This window comes from Streptomyces naganishii JCM 4654 (assembly GCF_014650575.1).
Classification (GTDB): Bacteria; Actinomycetota; Actinomycetes; order Streptomycetales; family Streptomycetaceae; genus Streptomyces; species Streptomyces naganishii.
The window spans coordinates 93,990-110,502 of record NZ_BMVF01000012.1; the positions used below are offsets into that span (position 1 = coordinate 93,990).

A 16,513-nucleotide genomic window follows, 5' to 3' on the forward strand; every position below is an offset into this window, starting at 1 on the left:
ATATCGATAGTGCGGTTAACTAATGAGTGGTACAGGATCTTCGTCGATACGTGACAATGGGGGAATGCCCACGCCCGAGTCCCCCCTCCAGATCGGTCCGCACACCGTCGCGCCCCCGGTGGTCCTCGCCCCCATGGCCGGTATCACCAACGCGCCCTTCCGCACCCTGTGCCGGGAGTTCTCCGGTGGCAAGGGCCTGTTCGTCAGCGAGATGATCACCACTCGGGCGCTGGTCGAGCGCAACGACAAGACCATGCAGCTGATCAGGTTCGACGCCAGTGAGCGGCCCCGCTCCATCCAGCTGTACGGCGTCGACCCGGCCACCGTCGGCAAGGCCGTCCGCATGATCGCGGAGGAGGACCTCGCCGACCACATCGACCTCAACTTCGGCTGCCCGGTGCCCAAGGTGACCAGGAAGGGCGGCGGCTCGGCCCTGCCCTACAAGCGCAACCTGCTGCGCTCGATCCTGCGCGAGGCGGTCAGCGGCGCCGGCGACCTGCCGGTCACCATGAAGATGCGCAAGGGCATCGACGACGACCACCTCACCTACCTCGACGCCGGCCGCATCGCCGTCGAGGAGGGCGTCACCTCCATCGCGCTGCACGGCCGCACCGCCGCCCAGCACTACGGCGGCACCGCCGACTGGGACGCCATCGCCCGCCTCAAGGAGCACGTGCCGGAGATCCCCGTCCTCGGCAACGGCGACATCTGGTCCGCCGAGGACGCCCTGCGCATGGTGCGCGAGACCGGCTGCGACGGCGTGGTCGTGGGCCGCGGCTGCCTGGGCCGGCCGTGGCTGTTCGCCGACCTCGTCGCCGCCTTCGAGGGGCGCACGGACGCGTACGTACGCCCCACCCTGCGCGAGGTCGCCGACGTGATGGTCCGGCACGCCACCCTGCTCGGGGAGTGGCTCGGCGACGAGCAGCGCGGAGTCGTCGACTTCCGCAAGCACGTCGCCTGGTACCTCAAGGGCTTCTCGGTCGGCTCCGAGATGCGCAAGCGGCTCGCGATCACCTCGTCCCTGGAGGAGCTGCGCGGCGGGCTCGACGAGCTGGACCTCGACCAGCCCTGGCCCTCCGGCGCCGACGGCCCGCGCGGCCGCACGTCCGGCAACAACCGGGTGGTCCTCCCGGACGGCTGGCTCAAGGACCCGTACGACTGCGCGGGCGTCGGCGAGGACGCGGAGCTGGACACCTCCGGCGGCTGAGCCGCCTTCCGGCGGCCCCGCGTCCCGGGTCAGCCCTTGGAGGGGTGCGGGGTCGAGCCGTAGGCCGTCAGGAAGCGGTCGCGGAAGGCGCTCATCTTCCAGACCGGGGCGTCGTGCGCGGGGCGCAGGCCGTCGGTCCAGCCCCAACTCGCGATCTTGTCGAGGACCTTGGGGTCCTTGGCCACGATCGAGATCGGCACGTCACGGCTGGCGTGGTTGCCGCTGACCCGGGCGATCGGCTGGTGGTCGCCGAGGAAGACGAGCACGGTGTTGGCGTTGCCGTAGCGCTCCAGCCACTGGGTCAGGGCGGTCACCGAGTACTGGACGGACTTGCCGTACTCCTCCCGCGAGCGGGTGGGGTTGGTGATGATGTCCTGCGGCTTGGTGCCCGCCGCCTCGATGCCCTTGAAGACCGAGCCGTCGCCGAGCCGGTCCCAGGGGACCATCTTCGGGATCGGCGCCCAGGGCTGGTGGCTGGAGGTCAGGATGACGAAGCCCATCAGCGGCTTGTCCCGCTTCTTGCTGTGCTCAAGACGCTGGAAGGCCTCCAGGGCGTACTGGTCGGGCATGGTCGACCAGCTGAACTTCGGGCCCCTGTAGCCGACCTGGAAGGCGTTGTAGACCTTGTCCAGGCCGTACCACTTGGCTTCCGGCCAGCCCTTCTGCACGCCCGGCATCACGCCGACGGTGTCCCAGGCGCCGGTCTTCTGGAACGCCTTGGTCAAGGTGAGGTGGTCGCCCGAGGTGACGGTGCGGTAGCGGTTCTGGTTGTCGATCCACAGGCCCGACATGGTGGTGGAGTGGCCGAGCCAGCTGCCTCCGCCGTACGTCGCCGAGGTCAGCCAGCCGCTCTTGGCGTGGAAGCCGGCCTTGGCCAGGGCCTGGGTGCTGTCGGCCAGCGTGCGGTCGACGCCGGGCGCCTCGATCGGGTCCTCGATCGCGCTGCGGCCGTAGGACTCGATGAAGGTGAAGATCATGTCCTTGCCGCGCAGGCCGGGCACCAGCTGGCTGCCCGGGGTGTTGCCGAAGGCGTCGGCCCTCGCGGTCTTGGCGAACTCCCGCTCGTCCCTGATCGTCGAACGCAGCGCCTGTTCGTGGTACTTGAGCATCGTGATCGTGTGCTCGGAGGCCAGCGGGATGCCGGAGACCTGGAGGTTGAGGGTCGAGCACGTCATCCACAGCGCGCTGACCAGCAGCAGGCCGCGGGTGGAACGGGCCTTGTCCCGGCCGAGGAAGTTGCCGACGCGGACCACGGCGAGGGCCATCACCGCGAGCACGGCCAGGACGAGGAGCACCGCGCCCACGGCGGCGAGGAGGGCCACGGTGCCGCCGAGGGTGTCCGCGAGGTAGGAGCGGGCGTCGTCGAGCAGCTGCCAGTCCAGGATCACGTTGAAGCTGCGGCCGAGGTACTGGTTGAACTCGATGTCGGTCAGATTCAGCACGGTCAGCACACCGAGGCACGCCCCACCGAGCACGGCGACCGCGATGCGCGGCCTGCGCGGCAACGCGATCAGCACGGCCGCGCCGAGCAACGCCTCCACGGGTATCCGCGTGAACGCCGCCAGGTGGAGCTGCTCCTGCTTGTTGGGCAGCAGCAGAGCCACGACCACGAGCCCGAGGGCCAGCAGGGTGACGGCGAGCGAGAGCACCCGCGCGGGCACGGGATGCCCGTCCTTCCACCCGGCCCAGGCCCGCCGAAGGGCCCGGGGACGGGCGGCCCGGAGGACCCGGAGGGCGCGGGGGGCGAGAGGGGAGCGGGGGGTGGCGGAGGCGGCCGGTGTGGCGGGCTCGGGGGATGCGGTGGGCTCCGGCGATGTGGTGGGTTCACCGGGCGTGGTGGAGCCGATGGGTTCGCCGGGCGTGCTGGGCGCGGGGGCGTCGGCGTCGGCGTCGGCGGCTTCGCCGTCCTCGCCGCCCGGGCCCCGGCCCGCCTCGGCCTCGGCCTCGTTCGGGCCGGTGCCGGTGCCGGTGCCGGTGCCGGTGCCGGTGCCGGTGGGGGTGCCGGTGGCGGTGACCGCTTCCGTGCGCGGTGACGCGTTCGCGGCGGACGCGGACCCGGGCCGCGGCTCGTCCGGGTCGGCGGCCTCACCGGGCCCGGAGGCCCCGGGCTCCTGGGCCGGCGTACCGGTGCCGGGCTGTTCGGGCCGGGGCGCCGGGATCCGGGCCGCCGAGTCCCCGTCGGCCGAGTCCCCGTCGGCCGGGTGACCCGCGGCCGGGGCTTCAGGGGCCGGGTCCGTCTGGGGCCTGTCGGTCGGGGTGTCGTCCTCGGTCGGGCCAGTCTCGGGAGGTGACTGGTGTGTGCTCGTGTGCTGAGGCACCCCGGGGTCCTTCCGTACGCGGTGTCGCGGAGTGGCGGATCCGCTGGGGAGGCGAGGATCCGCCGTACTCCCGTACGGCCTGCCCGCCTCCCCCGTTCACGGTGCTCGGCAAACACCCGGCAAACCGCTCACCAACCGCGGCTCACGCCCCGCCCACCGCCGTGAGCAGCGCCAACGGCGCCGCCGCCGAGCGGGACTCGCGCACGCAGGCGTGCGGGTAGGGCACCGGCTCGGCGTGGGTGTCCCGGCCGTAGCCGGCGAGGACCTCCGGCAGCCGGTGCCCGGTGACCGCGGCCGCGTCGACCAGGGCGTGCGCGACCGTGCGCGCCTCGTCGTGCAGGCCGTAGCGGGCGAGGCCGAGGGCGATGAGCGCGTTGTCGTGCGGCCACACCGAGCCGCGGTGGTACGACAGCGGGTGGTACGCGCCCTGGCCCGCCGCCAGCGTGCGCACACCCCAGCCGGAGAAGAAGTCCGGCTCCAGCAGCCGGCGGCCCACCACCTCGCCGTACTCCTTGTCGAGCAGTCCCGACCACAGCAGATGGCCCGCGTCCGAGGCCAGCGCGTCGACAGGGCGGCCGTCGCCGTCCAGCGCGAGGGCCGGGAAGGACCGCTCCGGCATCCAGAAGTCCCGCTGGAAGCGGTCGCGCAGGTCGGCGGCGGCCTGCTCCAGCAGCGCCGCGTACACCTCGTCCGCCCACACCGTGCGCGCCAGCCACGCGGTGCGGCGCAGCGCGTCGTAGGCGTACCCCTGCGCCCCCGCCGCCGTCACCGGGCCGGAGGGGCGGGTGCCGTCGGCCGAGCAGATGGCGCCGGGGGAGTCCTTCCAGTTCTGGTTGGCGAGGCCGCCCTCGTCGGCGCGGTAGACGAGGTAGCCGCGCGAGGTCAGGCCGCCGTGGTCCAGCATCCAGCCGATCGCCGCGCGGGCGTGCGGCTGGAGCCTGCGCGCGATCGCGGTGTCGCCGGTCCGCTCGGTGTAGGCGCCGAGCAGGACCAGGAAGAGCGGGGTGGCGTCCACGGAGCCGTAGTAGCGCCGGAAGGGAACCTGCCCGAAGTGGGCCAGCTCGCCGTGGCGCACCTCGTGCACGATCTTGCCGGGCTGGGCGACCGGTCCGGCGGCGGTCCCGGTCGCCTGTGTCGCGGCCAGGGCCAGCAGCGTGCCGGCTGCCGGGCCGGGCCGGTAGGGCAGCGTGAACAGCGAGGTGAGCAGCGCGTCCCGGCCCAGCAGGGTCAGGAACCAGGGGGCGCCGGCCGCCGGCACGCGCAGTTCCTCGCCGTCCGGGCCGGTCGCCGGGACCTGGAGCGCGGCCAGGTCCGCGAGGCCCCGCGCGCAGGCCGCCGCCAGTTCGGGCCAGCCGGTGGGGAAGGCCACGCCCTCGACGAACCGGCCCTCCGCGGCGCGGAGCCGCTCGTTCACCGCGGCCGGGGAGCGCGGTACGCGCACCGCGCGCCGGTCCCCGTGCGGGCGGGCCACCACGCGCAGGGTGAGCTCGGCCGTGGCGTGCGGTTCGAGGTCGAGGGCCCAGACCAGGCGGCGGGCGCCGGTGCCGGTCTCCTCCACGCCGTCCGGCGCGGGCTCGGCCGTCACCGTCGTGCAGGAGACCCATTCACCGCGCCGGTAGCGGAACTCCACGCCGTCGTCCATCACTTGGCGCGAGCGCACGACACCGCTCTTGAAGTACGTGCGGTGGTCGGAGCGCAGCTCGAACTGGTCGGCGAAGTCGGCGTCCACGGTGAGCGCGAGCCGTACCGTGGACGGCACCGGCCGGTTGCCGGTCACCCGCAGGCACTCCACGAACGCGCTGTCGCAGACGGCCTGTTCACGGAAGAGCGTGTACGCGGGCGGCTCGGTGCGCCCGCCGCGCGGGACCAGCACGCAGCGGGCGCCGGCGCCGTCCGCCACCGGCGCCAACGTGTCGGGCACCGCCCCGTCGACGGTGAGCTGCCAGCGGCTCAGATGCCGGGCGTCGCGCACGAACAGCCCGTCGGGCGAGCCGTTCCCGCGTACGCCGGTGATGTCGCCGCCGTCTCCCACGGCCGCGAACGTCGTGCCGTGCACGAGCAGATGATGCCGGTCCGTCATGCCCGGTTCCCTCCCTTGAAACCGCCGGTGCCGCTCATGTCCATGGCGCTCTCGGCGCCCTTCGGGTCGTGCAGCAGGTCGAGGGTGAGCGCGGCGGTCCAGCCGAAGCCGAGCGCGCCGCACGCCTCGCCGGTGTACGGGTCGACGTACTCGGCGAAGCCGCTCGACCCCGCGACGCCCAGGAACGACTCCCTGAGCGCGTCGGCCCGTTCGAGCTCGCCGTGCGCCCGCAGCCCGCGCTCCACCAGCCAGGCGGTGTTGAACCACGCCGGTCCGCGCCAGTAGCGGTGCGGGTCGAATGACTCGCCGAGCAGGTCGTAGCTCGGCACGAGAAGGGTGGTGCCCCCGAGTCCGAAGTGCGGGCCGCCCAGGGTGCGTACGAGCGCGGCGGCGACCTCGCGGGGCAGCTCCGGCAGCAGCAGCGGGACCAGGCCGGAGACGCCGAGCTCGGGGATCAGCTCGCCGGCGCGGACGTCCCGGCACAGGAACGCTCCGGCCGCCGGGTCCCACAGGCGCTCGACGAGCGACGCCGTCAGGCGCCCGGCGCGCGCGTGGCGCGCGGTGCCGGTCGCGCCGAGTTCGCGGGCGATGCGGGCGAGGGCGTGCTCGGAGGCGATGAGCAGGGCGTTGAAGGCGGGGTCCTCCACCGCGAACTCGCCCTCCCCGTCGGCGTATCCGCGGTCGCGGTAGCCGGCGGCCAGGCGGACGTAGCGCCCGTAGTCCAGGTCGGTCGGCCGGTCCTCGGGGGCGCCGTGGTCGAGGTCGGCGCGGCGGAAGGAGCGGGCGGGGGCCGGGCGGACCCGGGAGAGCGGGGCGTCCCAGCAGGGGCTGTTGTCCATGCCCTGCTCCCAGGGGTGGACGACCGACGCCAGCCCGCCGCCGCCCAGGTCACGGCGGTGCAGCAGATAGCGGTGCCAGGCGGCGAGCCGGGGGTAGAGACGGGAGAGGAAGCCGCGCGCCCGGGACAGCTCCGGGTCGGCGCGGTGCACCAGCCAGGCCGCCAGCGCGTGCACCGGCGGCTGCACGATCCCAGAGGTCTGCGCGGTGCGCGGGGCGCCCGCGGCGCGTCCCGCGGTGGCAGAGCGCCAGAAGTCGGGGCTCGGGAAGTAGGCGTCGAGCGGGACGGAGGGGCTGAAGACGATGTGCGGGATCCGCCCGTCGGCCCACTGGGCGGCCAGCAGCGTCTCCAGCTCCGTCTGGGCCCGTAACGGCGAGACGTGCCTCAGTCCGATCGCGATGAACGCCGAGTCCCAGGACCACTGGTGGGGGTACAGCCCGCGCGAGGGCACCGAGGAGGCGCCGGTCCAGTTCTCCTCCAGCACCCGGACGGCGCGGGCGTGCAGGGGGTCGTACGCCTCGTGTGCGAGGGTCGGTGCCGTGCGGTCGGCGGTGAGTTGGGCGGTGCGCTGCACTCGGGGCTCCCCGAAGGACGTCCGGCCCGGCCGGTTCGGCCGCGGCCATCGTAGAGTTACGTCTATTTAACACGCAAAACCCAATATGTAATGCAGGATTGAGGAACACAAGGGGGTGCGCATGACCGGACGGCCCGGCAGACCGGTGAGGACGGGGCGGGGTGGCAGTCAGGCGAGCGCCGGGGAGCTGCTCGAACTGGTGCGCAGCGGACGCGCGACGACACGCGGCGCCCTCCAGCAGGCCACCGGGCTGTCCCGGGCGACGGTCGGACAGCGCCTGGACCGGCTCTTCCGCGCGGGCTGGCTGCGCGAGGGCGCGGGCGGGCCCGTGGACTCCCCGCTCGGCGGACGCCCCTCCATCACCCTGGAGTTCGACGACGCCCACGCCGTCGTGCTGGCCGCCGACCTCGACACCCGGCACGCCCGCGCCGCCGTCCTGACGCTCACCGGCGAACTGCTCGCCGAGCACTCCGGGGTCCTCGCCGTCGAGGACGGACCGGACGCCGTGCTCGGTGAACTCGGACGCTGGTTCGGCGAGTTGCTGCTCAGGACCGGGCGCGACGCGCGCGAGGTGTGCGGGGTCGGGCTGGCCGTGCCCGGACCGGTCGACAGCGAGAGCGGACGGGTGGTGCAGCCGCCGATCATGCCGGGCTGGGACGGCTACGACATACGCGGGCGTCTCGCCCGTGCCGTCACCGAGCACACCGGCGCGCCGCCCGTCCCCGTCCTCGTGGACAACGACGCCAACCTCATGGCCTATGGCGAGCAGCGCACCGGGCACCCCGGCTGCTCGGCCTTCGTGCTCGTCAAGGTCTCCACCGGCATCGGCGCCGGGGTCGTGGTCGGAGGCTCCATCTACCGGGGCATCGACGGGGGCGCCGGCGACATCGGGCACATCCGCGTCGGCGCGGACGCGCTGTGCCGGTGCGGGTCCCGGGGGTGCCTCGCGGCGGTCGCCAGCGGTGGGGCGGTGGCGCGCCGGCTGGCGGAGGCGGGGGTGCCGGCGGCCTCCGGCTCGGACGTACGGGAGCTGCTGGCGGCCGGGCATCCGCAGGCCACGGCGCTCGCCCGGGAGGCGGGGCGGCGGGTGGGGGACGTGCTGGCGACCGTGGTGACGCTGCTGAACCCGGGTGTGCTCATGGTCGCCGGCGATCTCGCCGGGACGCCGTTCCTGACCGGGGTGCGGGAGCTGCTGTACCAGCGGGCGCTGCCCCGGTCCACCGCCCATCTGGACGTGGTGACCTCCCGGCTGGGGGAGCGGGCGGGGCTGGTGGGGGCGGGGGCGCTGGTCGTCGAGTACCTGTACTCGCCGGAGCGGGTGGAGGAGCGGCTGGCCGCGCTGGGGGTGTGAGGGCCGGGGCTGTGACGCGCCCCCACCGTCCCTTCCGCCGGTGGCTCCGTGCGGCTCTCGGTCGTCCGCATGGTGGAATTCGGGGCGCTGTGGCAGCGTGATTCTCACCACCCTTGATAAGGGATGCGCTCAGATGAGCGGATCTTGAGCGGCTGCACTTCCTCAAGGGGTGGCACTGGGTGCCACCCCTTGATCGTTCATCGATCGAAATCAGACGTCTCAGGAGTCGCTCATGTGAGCGCCCGACCGCCCCTGTGGGCGGCAGTGTATTCAAGAAGTGAAAACATCGAGGCCACTTCGCTTGTCAAGCCTTGACTTTCAATCCACTGGCGGACGCCCGGTTACAGGCACATGACGTACAAGTAGACGTACCCAGGTGCCTTCGATCTGGGTATGTTCCTCGCCGTCAGGGCAGCCACCGCGGCCTCAAGGAGTCGAGACCCGTGTCGGAAAACAAAGAACCCCACGTAGCGAAGTTCGTTTACGACTTCACCGAGGGCAACAAGGACCTCAAGGACCTCCTCGGCGGCAAGGGCGCCAACCTCGCCGAGATGACGAACCTCGGCCTCCCCGTCCCGCCCGGGTTCACCATCACCACCGAGGCCTGCAAGGTCTACCTCGACAGCGGCGAGGAGCCGGCGGCACTGCGTGACGAGGTGAGTGCGCACCTCGACGCGCTCGAGCAGAAGATGGGCAAGAAGCTCGGCCAGGCCGACGACCCGCTGCTCGTCTCCGTCCGCTCCGGCGCCAAGTTCTCCATGCCCGGCATGATGGACACCGTCCTGAACATCGGCCTCTCCGACAAGTCGGTGCAGGGCCTGGCCAGGCAGGCCGGCGACGAGCGCTTCGCCTGGGACTCCTACCGCCGCCTCATCCAGATGTTCGGCAAGACGGTCCTCGGCGTCGACGGCGAGCTCTTCGAGGAGGCCCTCGACAAGGCCAAGGACGCCAAGAAGGTCACCGTCGACACCGACCTCGAGGCCGCCGACCTGAAGAAGCTGGTCACCACCTTCAAGAAGATCGTCAAGAAGGAGGCCGGCCGGGACTTCCCGCAGGACCCGCGCGAGCAGATGGACCTCGCCATCAAGGCGGTCTTCGAGTCCTGGAACGGCGAGCGCGCCAAGCTCTACCGCCGCCAGGAGCGCATCCCGCACGACCTCGGCACCGCCGTCAACGTCTGCTCGATGGTCTTCGGCAACCTCGGCCCCGACTCCGGCACCGGCGTCGCCTTCACCCGCGACCCCGCCTCCGGCCACCAGGGCGTCTACGGCGACTACCTCCAGAACGCGCAGGGCGAGGACGTCGTCGCGGGCATCCGCAACACCGTGCCGCTCGCCGAGCTGGAGCGCATCGACAAGAAGTCGTACGACCAGCTCATGCAGATCATGGAGACCCTGGAGAACCACTACAAGGATCTCTGCGACATCGAGTTCACCATCGAGCGCGGCCAGCTGTGGATGCTACAGACCCGCGTCGGCAAGCGGACGGCCGGCGCCGCGTTCCGCATCGCCACGCAGCTCGTGGACCAGGGACTCATCGACGAGGCCGAGGCGCTGCAGCGGGTCACGGGCGCCCAGCTCGCCCAGCTGATGTTCCCGCGCTTCGACGACAGCGCGAAGGTCGAGCAGATCGGCCGGGGCATCGCCGCCTCCCCGGGCGCCGCGGTCGGCAAGGCGGTCTTCGACTCCTACACCGCAGTCAAGTGGTCCCGCTCGGGCGAGAAGGTCATCCTCGTCCGCCGCGAGACCAACCCCGACGACCTGGACGGCATGATCGCCGCCGAGGGCATCCTCACCTCGCGCGGCGGCAAGACCTCCCACGCGGCCGTCGTCGCGCGCGGCATGGGCAAGACCTGTGTCTGCGGCGCCGAGGAGCTCGAGGTCGACACCAAGCGCCGCCGGATGACCGTGCCCGGCGGGCACGTCGTCGAGGAGGGCGACGTCATCTCCATCGACGGCTCCTCCGGCAAGGTCTACCTGGGCGAGGTCCCGGTGGTCCCCTCCCCGGTCGTGGAGTACTTCGAGGGCCGTATGCACGCCGGCGCCGACGACGCCGACGAGCTGGTCGCCGCCGTGCACCGCATCATGGCCTTCGCCGACCGCAAGCGCCGGCTGCGGGTGCGCGCCAACGCCGACAACGCCGAGGACGCGCTGCGCGCCCGCCGCTTCGGCGCCCAGGGCATCGGCCTGTGCCGCACCGAGCACATGTTCCTCGGCGACCGCCGCGAAATGGTCGAGCGGCTGATCCTGGCCGACACCGAGGCCGAGCGCGAGGAGTCCCTCAAGCAGCTCCTGCCGCTGCAGAAGAAGGACTTCGTCGAGCTGTTCGAGGCGATGGACGGCCTGCCGGTCACGGTCCGCCTCCTCGACCCGCCGCTGCACGAGTTCCTGCCCGACATCACCGAGCTGTCGGTGCGCGTGGCCCTGGCCGAGTCCCGCCAGGAGCCGCACGAGAACGAGCTGAGGCTGCTCCAGGCCGTGCACCGCCTGCACGAGCAGAACCCGATGCTCGGCCTGCGCGGCGTACGCCTCGGACTGGTCGTGCCCGGACTGTTCACCATGCAGGTCCGCGCCATCGCGGAGGCTGCCGCCGAGCGCCGCAACGCCAAGGGCGACCCCCGCGCGGAGATCATGATCCCGCTCGTCGGCACGGTCCAGGAGCTGGAGATCGTGCGCGAGGAGGCCGACCAGGTCATCGCCGAGGTCGAGGCCGCCACCGGCACCTCGCTCAAGCTGGCGATCGGCACGATGATCGAGCTGCCGCGCGCCGCGCTGACGGCCGGCCAGATCGCGGAGGCCGCGGAGTTCTTCTCCTTCGGCACCAACGACCTGACCCAGACGGTGTGGGGCTTCAGCCGCGACGACGTGGAGGCGAGCTTCTTCACGGCGTACCTGGAGAAGGGCATCTTCGGCGTCAGCCCGTTCGAGACCATCGACAAGGACGGCGTCGGCTCCCTGGTGAAGGCGGCGGCCAAGGCCGGCCGTGCCACCCGCCCCGACCTCAAGCTCGGCGTCTGCGGCGAGCACGGCGGCGACCCCGAGTCCGTCCACTTCTTCCACGAGGTGGGCCTGGACTACGTCTCCTGCTCCCCCTTCCGCATCCCGGTCGCCCGCCTCGAGGCCGGCCGCGCGGCCTCCCGGTCGGAGGGCAGCGACCACCGGTGATCCGGTGACAGACCCCGGAGTCCTCGGCGTGGTCCCCGACCCTCAATACCGATTACGCCGAGGACTCCGGTCCACGAGAAGAAGGCGGCGCCCTGTGCGGGGGCGCCGCCTTCCCGTGCATCATCAGCGGTGACTGTCAAACCACGTTGCTGACCAGGACACTTGACGTTTGCTGGCGTTGGCTGCCGTTGAGCCCGCGCGAGGGCGTAGCGCCCCCGCTGTGCCCTGTGGGGACGGAGATCGCCGAGCCGTTAATCCCTCCGTTCACGTGCGGGCCAAGAAAGGGGGCGACTCACAGGTCCGAGCTCCGTGGACCGAGGTAAGCCGGGTTCCAAGATGCACGTCCTGTCGGACGCGAACGGACTGCCCCTGGTCGAGGGTCACCAAACGAGACACGACCCCCAACGCGGCTGCCGCTTCAAGCCCCGGCGTCTGCACGCTGACAAGGCGTGTGACATCCCCACCTGCGGAAGTGGTTACGAGGCAAGCGCATCGGCGTGCGCATCGCCCGCAAAGGCATCGAGTCCAGCGAACGGCTGGGCCGCCGCAGGTGGGTGATCGAGCGGACGATCTCGTGGCTGTCCGGCTACCGCAGACTCAGCCCCCACTACGAGCGTCATCCCCGCAACCACCTGGCATTTCTCGGGCTTGCCGCGGCTATCTGCTGCTACAAGCGCCTCGTCCGCCTCACCACGTAGGACACCGTCTTAATAGCCACACTGTGCCGTCACGGCGTGGCGACGGCACAGTGTGGCTCGATCGTCTCGGGTCACACTGTGCCGTCGAGCATCAACAACTCAAGTCGACAGTGACGTCACTCTCACCAAGGAGTCTTCTGTCACAGTGCCGCAGAGTCGTGTTGAATCCGAAAGGATCCGTCTCGAAATTTCTGGACTCAGGAGCAGGGGATCAACAACCCCTGGGATTTCTGCGCCACCATACAGGATTGCAGAATCCCAGTCGTCGGCGTCAGTGATTCCCTGATGATCGCACACGAGAGCGCGCGTCGGCGTCGAAACTCGAGACATGGTCGACATGACGGCAGAATTGAAAGCTCGCGCTTCTTCTGCTGTCAGTCCATCCACCCAGAAAGTCTGAATTTCACAGCCGAGTGGTTCGTGTGTATACGAGCTCACGACGTTGGTGTCTGCCGAGATCCACCAATTGATGCTGACGGATGGAAGCCTGAGGTCGATGATCAGGCTGAGCGCCTCGAAATCGATGGGGATATCGTCGCCATCCACGTTGATTACGGTAGCGACACCGGTTGCAGGATGGGCGAGAGTGATGCCGTGCTGTTCAAAGACATCCACCTGGTCGCGAAAGATGGATTCCGCGCCCGCCTCGCGGTACCAGCGAATGAATCCGTCTGCCATTTCTTCACCCCTTAGGCATGTTGAAAGTGTGGACGTTTTCCATGCCGAACACCTTGCGTGCCTGATTGATTGCCGATTCGGGGGTGTTGGATGCGTCCAGGTAGTAGATGGCCGGCACGCCCGCCTCGTCGGCGGCATACTTGTTTATCTTGAGCGCCTTTCCGAATTTGGCAGGATTGGCTGCTTTCGCTCCTCCGCCCACGTAGACGTATTCTCCGTTTGGCCCTATTACGTCAATTCCGCTGGATCCAACGTTGGGCATGACAATCTTAATGTCTTGCCCGTTTGGACCCTTGGCGACCTTTCCGCCGATCAGGTCTGCCACATATTCTTCCCGCCGGTCCCCCAGAGCACCTGCCTCAGCTCCGCCTCCGCCTGGTGCGCTGTCAGCTTCGCTGGCCTCGCGAAGTGCCTGTCCGAGTCCGTCACTGAAGCGGTCGATTCCGTCTGCGGTGCCGTAGGCGCCGCCGACTATCAGTGTGGTGCTTGCAGCGATGGCCGGCACGCCGACCAGGCAGCCGACTCCCGTGAGGCAAAGCACGCCACCGGCGAAGTCGCCGGACGCTCCGAAGCCGATCGCCCCGAGGCTGATGAAGGTTTCGGCGAGTCCGCCGAAGATCGGGGTGGCGTGGTCGAGTATCGCTGATCCGTAGGTGGCGACGGTGTTGGCTGCGCCCTTCAACCAGCCGGGTACCCAACTGCCGTCGTCATCCCGCTGCTTTTGCTTCTGCTGTTCCTCGTACCACTGTCGCCACTGCTGGTCCTCTTGCTGCTGTTTGGTGACTGCGGTGCGGTAGGCCTCTGTTGCCGCATGGTTGGCTGCGGTGGCGTCCTTGCCGGCGGCTGTGGCGGAGGCGCGTGCCTGCTGGGCTGCTGTCCAGGCGGAGTCGGCGGAGTCGCGGGCTGAGTCGGCCGAGTACTGGGCGGAGGTGGCGGAGGTGATTGCTTCGGTTGCGGCGTTTTCGGCGGTCTGCTGGGCGTTGCGGGCGGTCTTGGCCGAGGCGGCGGCGTCCTTGGCGGACTGTTCGGCCTGGGTGGCGTAGCCGTTGGCCTGGGCGGCGTACTTCTGGGCGTCGTTGGCCGCTGCTTGGGCCTGTTTGCGGTAGCCCTCGGCTTCGGCCGCTGCCTTGGCGGCGGTGGCTGCTGCCCTGCCCGCTTCGGCAGCGTTCTTCTGGGCGGTGGCGGCGATGCCCGCTGCCTGGGCGATCAGCTGCTGGATCTGCCCCTCGTGGGTGGCGGCGAGCTGGTCCTGCCGCTGGGCCTTGTACTGGCCGACCGTGATGAAGCCGTGCAGCAGGTCGGAGGGGCCTTCCAGCGCGATGCGGGCGGCGGCCTTCAACTGGGCGCCGTTGCTCTTGTTGTTGGTGTCGGCGAGTTGGGCGGCGCGGACGCGTTCGTCCTGTGTGCGTGCCTGGGCATCGTCGGAGGTGATGAACTGGCGCAGGGCGTCCGGTGTGTCAGTGTTGAGTGCGGTGCGTCCGGCCTGTTGTTCGATCGGGCCGGCGTTGGCGATGGTCCGGGCGACGACGAGGCGCATGTCCTGCTTCATGGCCTCGTACTGGCCGGTGGTCAGGAACGCGCTCACCGCCGAGTCGTCGCCGGCGAGGGCGTTGGCGGCGGCGGCGCGCACGTCGGCGGAACCGGCGGTAGCCGCGAGGCGCCCGACGTCCTCGCGGTCGTCCTGGGCACTGGCTTCCTGGCGGCCGGTGCGGATGTAGGTGGTGATGTCCGCATCGGAGCCGGCGAGCGCCACCAGGGCTGCGCTCTGGCTCCATGGGCGGCCGGTCTTGGCGGTGGCCAGGGCTACCTTGCGGGCTGCGGGAGCGATCTTTGAGGGGTCGGTGCTGGGCTGGGCGGCCTGGTCGGCGAGCTTGGCCGCTTGGGCTTGCAGGTCCTTGGCCTGCTGTTGGGCTGTTTGCTGTGCCGCGGTGCGCTGCTCCTCCTGCGCCTTGAGGTCCCGCGCGCGGGCGATGCCCTCGTTGGTGCGGGCGGTCAGCTGCTCGGTGTCGATACGGACCGCGAGGTCGTGGACCTTCTGGGCCTTGGCGACGGCCGCGCTGGCGGCGTCGGCGTCCTTCTTGGCCTCCTTGGCGTGCGCGGCGGACTGCTTTGCGGCGGTCGCCGCCTCACCCGCGTGCTTGGCCGCGTCGTCGGCGTCCTTGGCCGCGTTTTCCGCGTGCGTGGCCGCGTCGTTGGCGGCGTCACGGGCCTCACCGGCGGCGGAGGCGGCCTCCTGTGCCAGCGCCTGGGCGGCGTCGGCGGCGCGGGCCGCCTCCCGGGCATGCCGGTGCGCGGCGGCTGCGGCGTTCTGCGCTTCGGCGGAGTGGGCCCCGGCCTGGTCGGCCAAGGAGTTGGCCTGGTCGGCCGCGTCCGCCGCGTCGTTGGCGTCGCTGCCGGCGCCGCTGGCCGCCTTGGCCGCATCTACAGCCGACGCGGCGGCGGTTCGCGCGGAGTCGGCGGCTTGGGCGGCGGCGTGCGCGCCTGCGGCGGCGTCCCGGGCGTTTTGGGCGGCCTTGCGTGCGGCTCCTGCCTGGCCGGCGTCGACGGCCGCGTTCGCGGCTGCGTCACGGGCCTGGGAGGCCGCCTCGGCGGCACCGTCAGCGGCCGCTGCGGCGGCCGAGGCCGCGTTGGCCGCGACGCGGGCGGAATCGGTGGCCGCGTTCGCGGCGCTGATCGCGGTCTGTGCGGCGGTGGCGGCCTGCTGGGCGGCGGACGCCGCGCGGGCGGCGGATGCTGCCGCGTGCTGGGTGTCCTTGTGGGCGGCCTGTGTTTCCGCGGCGGCCTTCTGCGCGGCTTCCTTGGCCAGCTTCGCCGCGGTCACCGCACGGGCGGAGGCGTCCTTGGCGGCCCGGGTCTGCTGCCCGGCGAGCTTGCCCGCCTTCGCCGCCTGATCGGCCAGCTGCGCGATGGTGGCGTGTTCCTGGTCGTGCGCGCGGGCCACATACTGCCCGACCTGGAGGAACTCGTGGATGTCGTCCGGGCTGCCGTTGATGGCGATACGACCGGCTGCCTGGACGTTCGGCCCGCCGGCATCGATGATCTGTGCGGTCTCGACCCGCTCGTCCTGTTCCCGCTCGGTGTACTGGTCGTTGTCGAGGAACTTCTTGATGTCCTCAGGGGTGCCGTTCAGCGCGGCCTCGCCGGCCTTCTTCACCAGAGGGCCGCTGACGTCGATGATCTGTGCGACCCGGATGCGCTGGTCCTGCTCGAGCGGTGCCTTCCAGCCGTCCTTCAAGAAGGCCTGCAGCTGGTCGGGCGAGTTGCTGTCCAGGGCGGCGCGGGCGGCCTGCTGGAGGTAAGTTCCGCCGACACTGGCGACCTGAGCGGTGGCGACACGTTCGTCCTGGAACTGGATGTCGGAGGCCTGAGCCAGGAAGTTCCTGACGTCGTCGTCACTGCCGACCAGGGCGGCCTCGGCGGCGGCTCGCACGCCGGGGCCGCCGGTCTCCCACAACCGCACCACCTTGGCGCGGTCGGTGTCCGGAAGCGGACTACCCGTTGCGGTTGCCGGTGGGGTTGCGTCGGCTCTGGCCGGGGAGGGTGCGGGTCCCAGCAGGCCCAGTACCAGCGCGCTGGGCAGCAGGCCCAAACACAGCAGGTCTGGC

The 16,513-nt window shown here is 71.2% G+C and carries 8 protein-coding genes and 1 pseudogene; 4 read left to right on the forward strand and 5 right to left on the reverse strand.

The genetic code is table 11. The features are described from left to right. Positions 1–64 precede the first annotated feature (64 nt). Entirely contained in the window at positions 65–1,207 is a 1,143-nt protein-coding gene (gene dusB, locus IE217_RS22165; protein ID WP_190179665.1) for a tRNA dihydrouridine synthase DusB, read from the forward strand. Positions 1,208–1,236: 29 nt separating this feature from the next. Here the strand turns inward: dusB and IE217_RS22170 are convergent, their stop codons facing one another. The 3 genes from IE217_RS22170 to IE217_RS22180 form a co-directional block, all read right to left on the reverse strand. Then, positions 1,237–3,054: an alkaline phosphatase family protein gene (locus IE217_RS22170; protein WP_373298104.1), complete on the reverse strand. Its 1,818-nt coding sequence runs from the start codon at positions 3,052–3,054 to the stop codon at positions 1,237–1,239. A gap of 613 nt (positions 3,055–3,667) precedes the next feature. Beyond that, complete coding sequence (locus tag IE217_RS22175) at positions 3,668–5,605, reverse strand: amylo-alpha-1,6-glucosidase (RefSeq protein ID WP_190179666.1); 1,938 nt, start codon at positions 5,603–5,605, stop codon at positions 3,668–3,670. Continuing rightward, on the reverse strand, positions 5,602–7,017 hold the full coding sequence (locus IE217_RS22180) for an MGH1-like glycoside hydrolase domain-containing protein (protein WP_190179667.1): 1,416 nt from the start codon (positions 7,015–7,017) through the stop codon (positions 5,602–5,604). The genes IE217_RS22175 and IE217_RS22180 overlap by 4 nt, the downstream gene beginning before the upstream one ends. A gap of 121 nt (positions 7,018–7,138) precedes the next feature. Between IE217_RS22180 and IE217_RS22185 the strand changes: the two genes are divergently transcribed. The 3 genes and pseudogenes from IE217_RS22185 to IE217_RS22195 form a co-directional block, all read left to right on the forward strand. Then, complete coding sequence (locus IE217_RS22185; protein ID WP_190179668.1) at positions 7,139–8,368, forward strand: ROK family protein; 1,230 nt, start codon at positions 7,139–7,141, stop codon at positions 8,366–8,368. Between the two features lie 443 nt (positions 8,369–8,811). Continuing rightward, on the forward strand, positions 8,812–11,532 hold the full coding sequence (gene ppdK / locus IE217_RS22190; protein ID WP_190179669.1) for a pyruvate, phosphate dikinase: 2,721 nt from the start codon (positions 8,812–8,814) through the stop codon (positions 11,530–11,532). A 259-nt stretch (positions 11,533–11,791) separates the two neighbouring features. Continuing rightward, positions 11,792–12,230: pseudogene (locus tag IE217_RS22195) on the forward strand (transposase); the annotation flags it as partial. 99 nt (positions 12,231–12,329) lie between these two features. On the opposite strand, the gene IE217_RS22200 reads toward IE217_RS22195, so the two are convergent. Both IE217_RS22200 and IE217_RS22205 read right to left on the reverse strand, forming a co-directional pair. Then, on the reverse strand, positions 12,330–12,908 hold the full coding sequence (locus tag IE217_RS22200) for a hypothetical protein (protein WP_190179670.1): 579 nt from the start codon (positions 12,906–12,908) through the stop codon (positions 12,330–12,332). Positions 12,909–12,912: 4 nt separating this feature from the next. Next, the gene (locus tag IE217_RS22205; RefSeq protein ID WP_268249164.1) at positions 12,913–16,497 is read right to left on the reverse strand and encodes an ALF repeat-containing protein; all 3,585 of its coding nucleotides are present in this window, start codon (positions 16,495–16,497) and stop codon (positions 12,913–12,915) included. Positions 16,498–16,513: the final 16 nt, after the last annotated feature.

Excerpts from the sequence above, each read along its gene's own strand:
- IE217_RS22200 (WP_190179670.1), bottom strand. The coding sequence starts at position 12,908 with ATGGCAGACGGATTCATTCGCTGGTACCGCGAGGCGGGCGCGGAATCC.
- IE217_RS22185 (WP_190179668.1), top strand. The coding sequence starts at position 7,139 with ATGACCGGACGGCCCGGCAGACCGGTGAGGACGGGGCGGGGTGGCAGT.
- IE217_RS22175 (WP_190179666.1), bottom strand. The coding sequence starts at position 5,605 with ATGACGGACCGGCATCATCTGCTCGTGCACGGCACGACGTTCGCGGCC.
- dusB (WP_190179665.1), top strand. The coding sequence starts at position 65 with ATGCCCACGCCCGAGTCCCCCCTCCAGATCGGTCCGCACACCGTCGCG.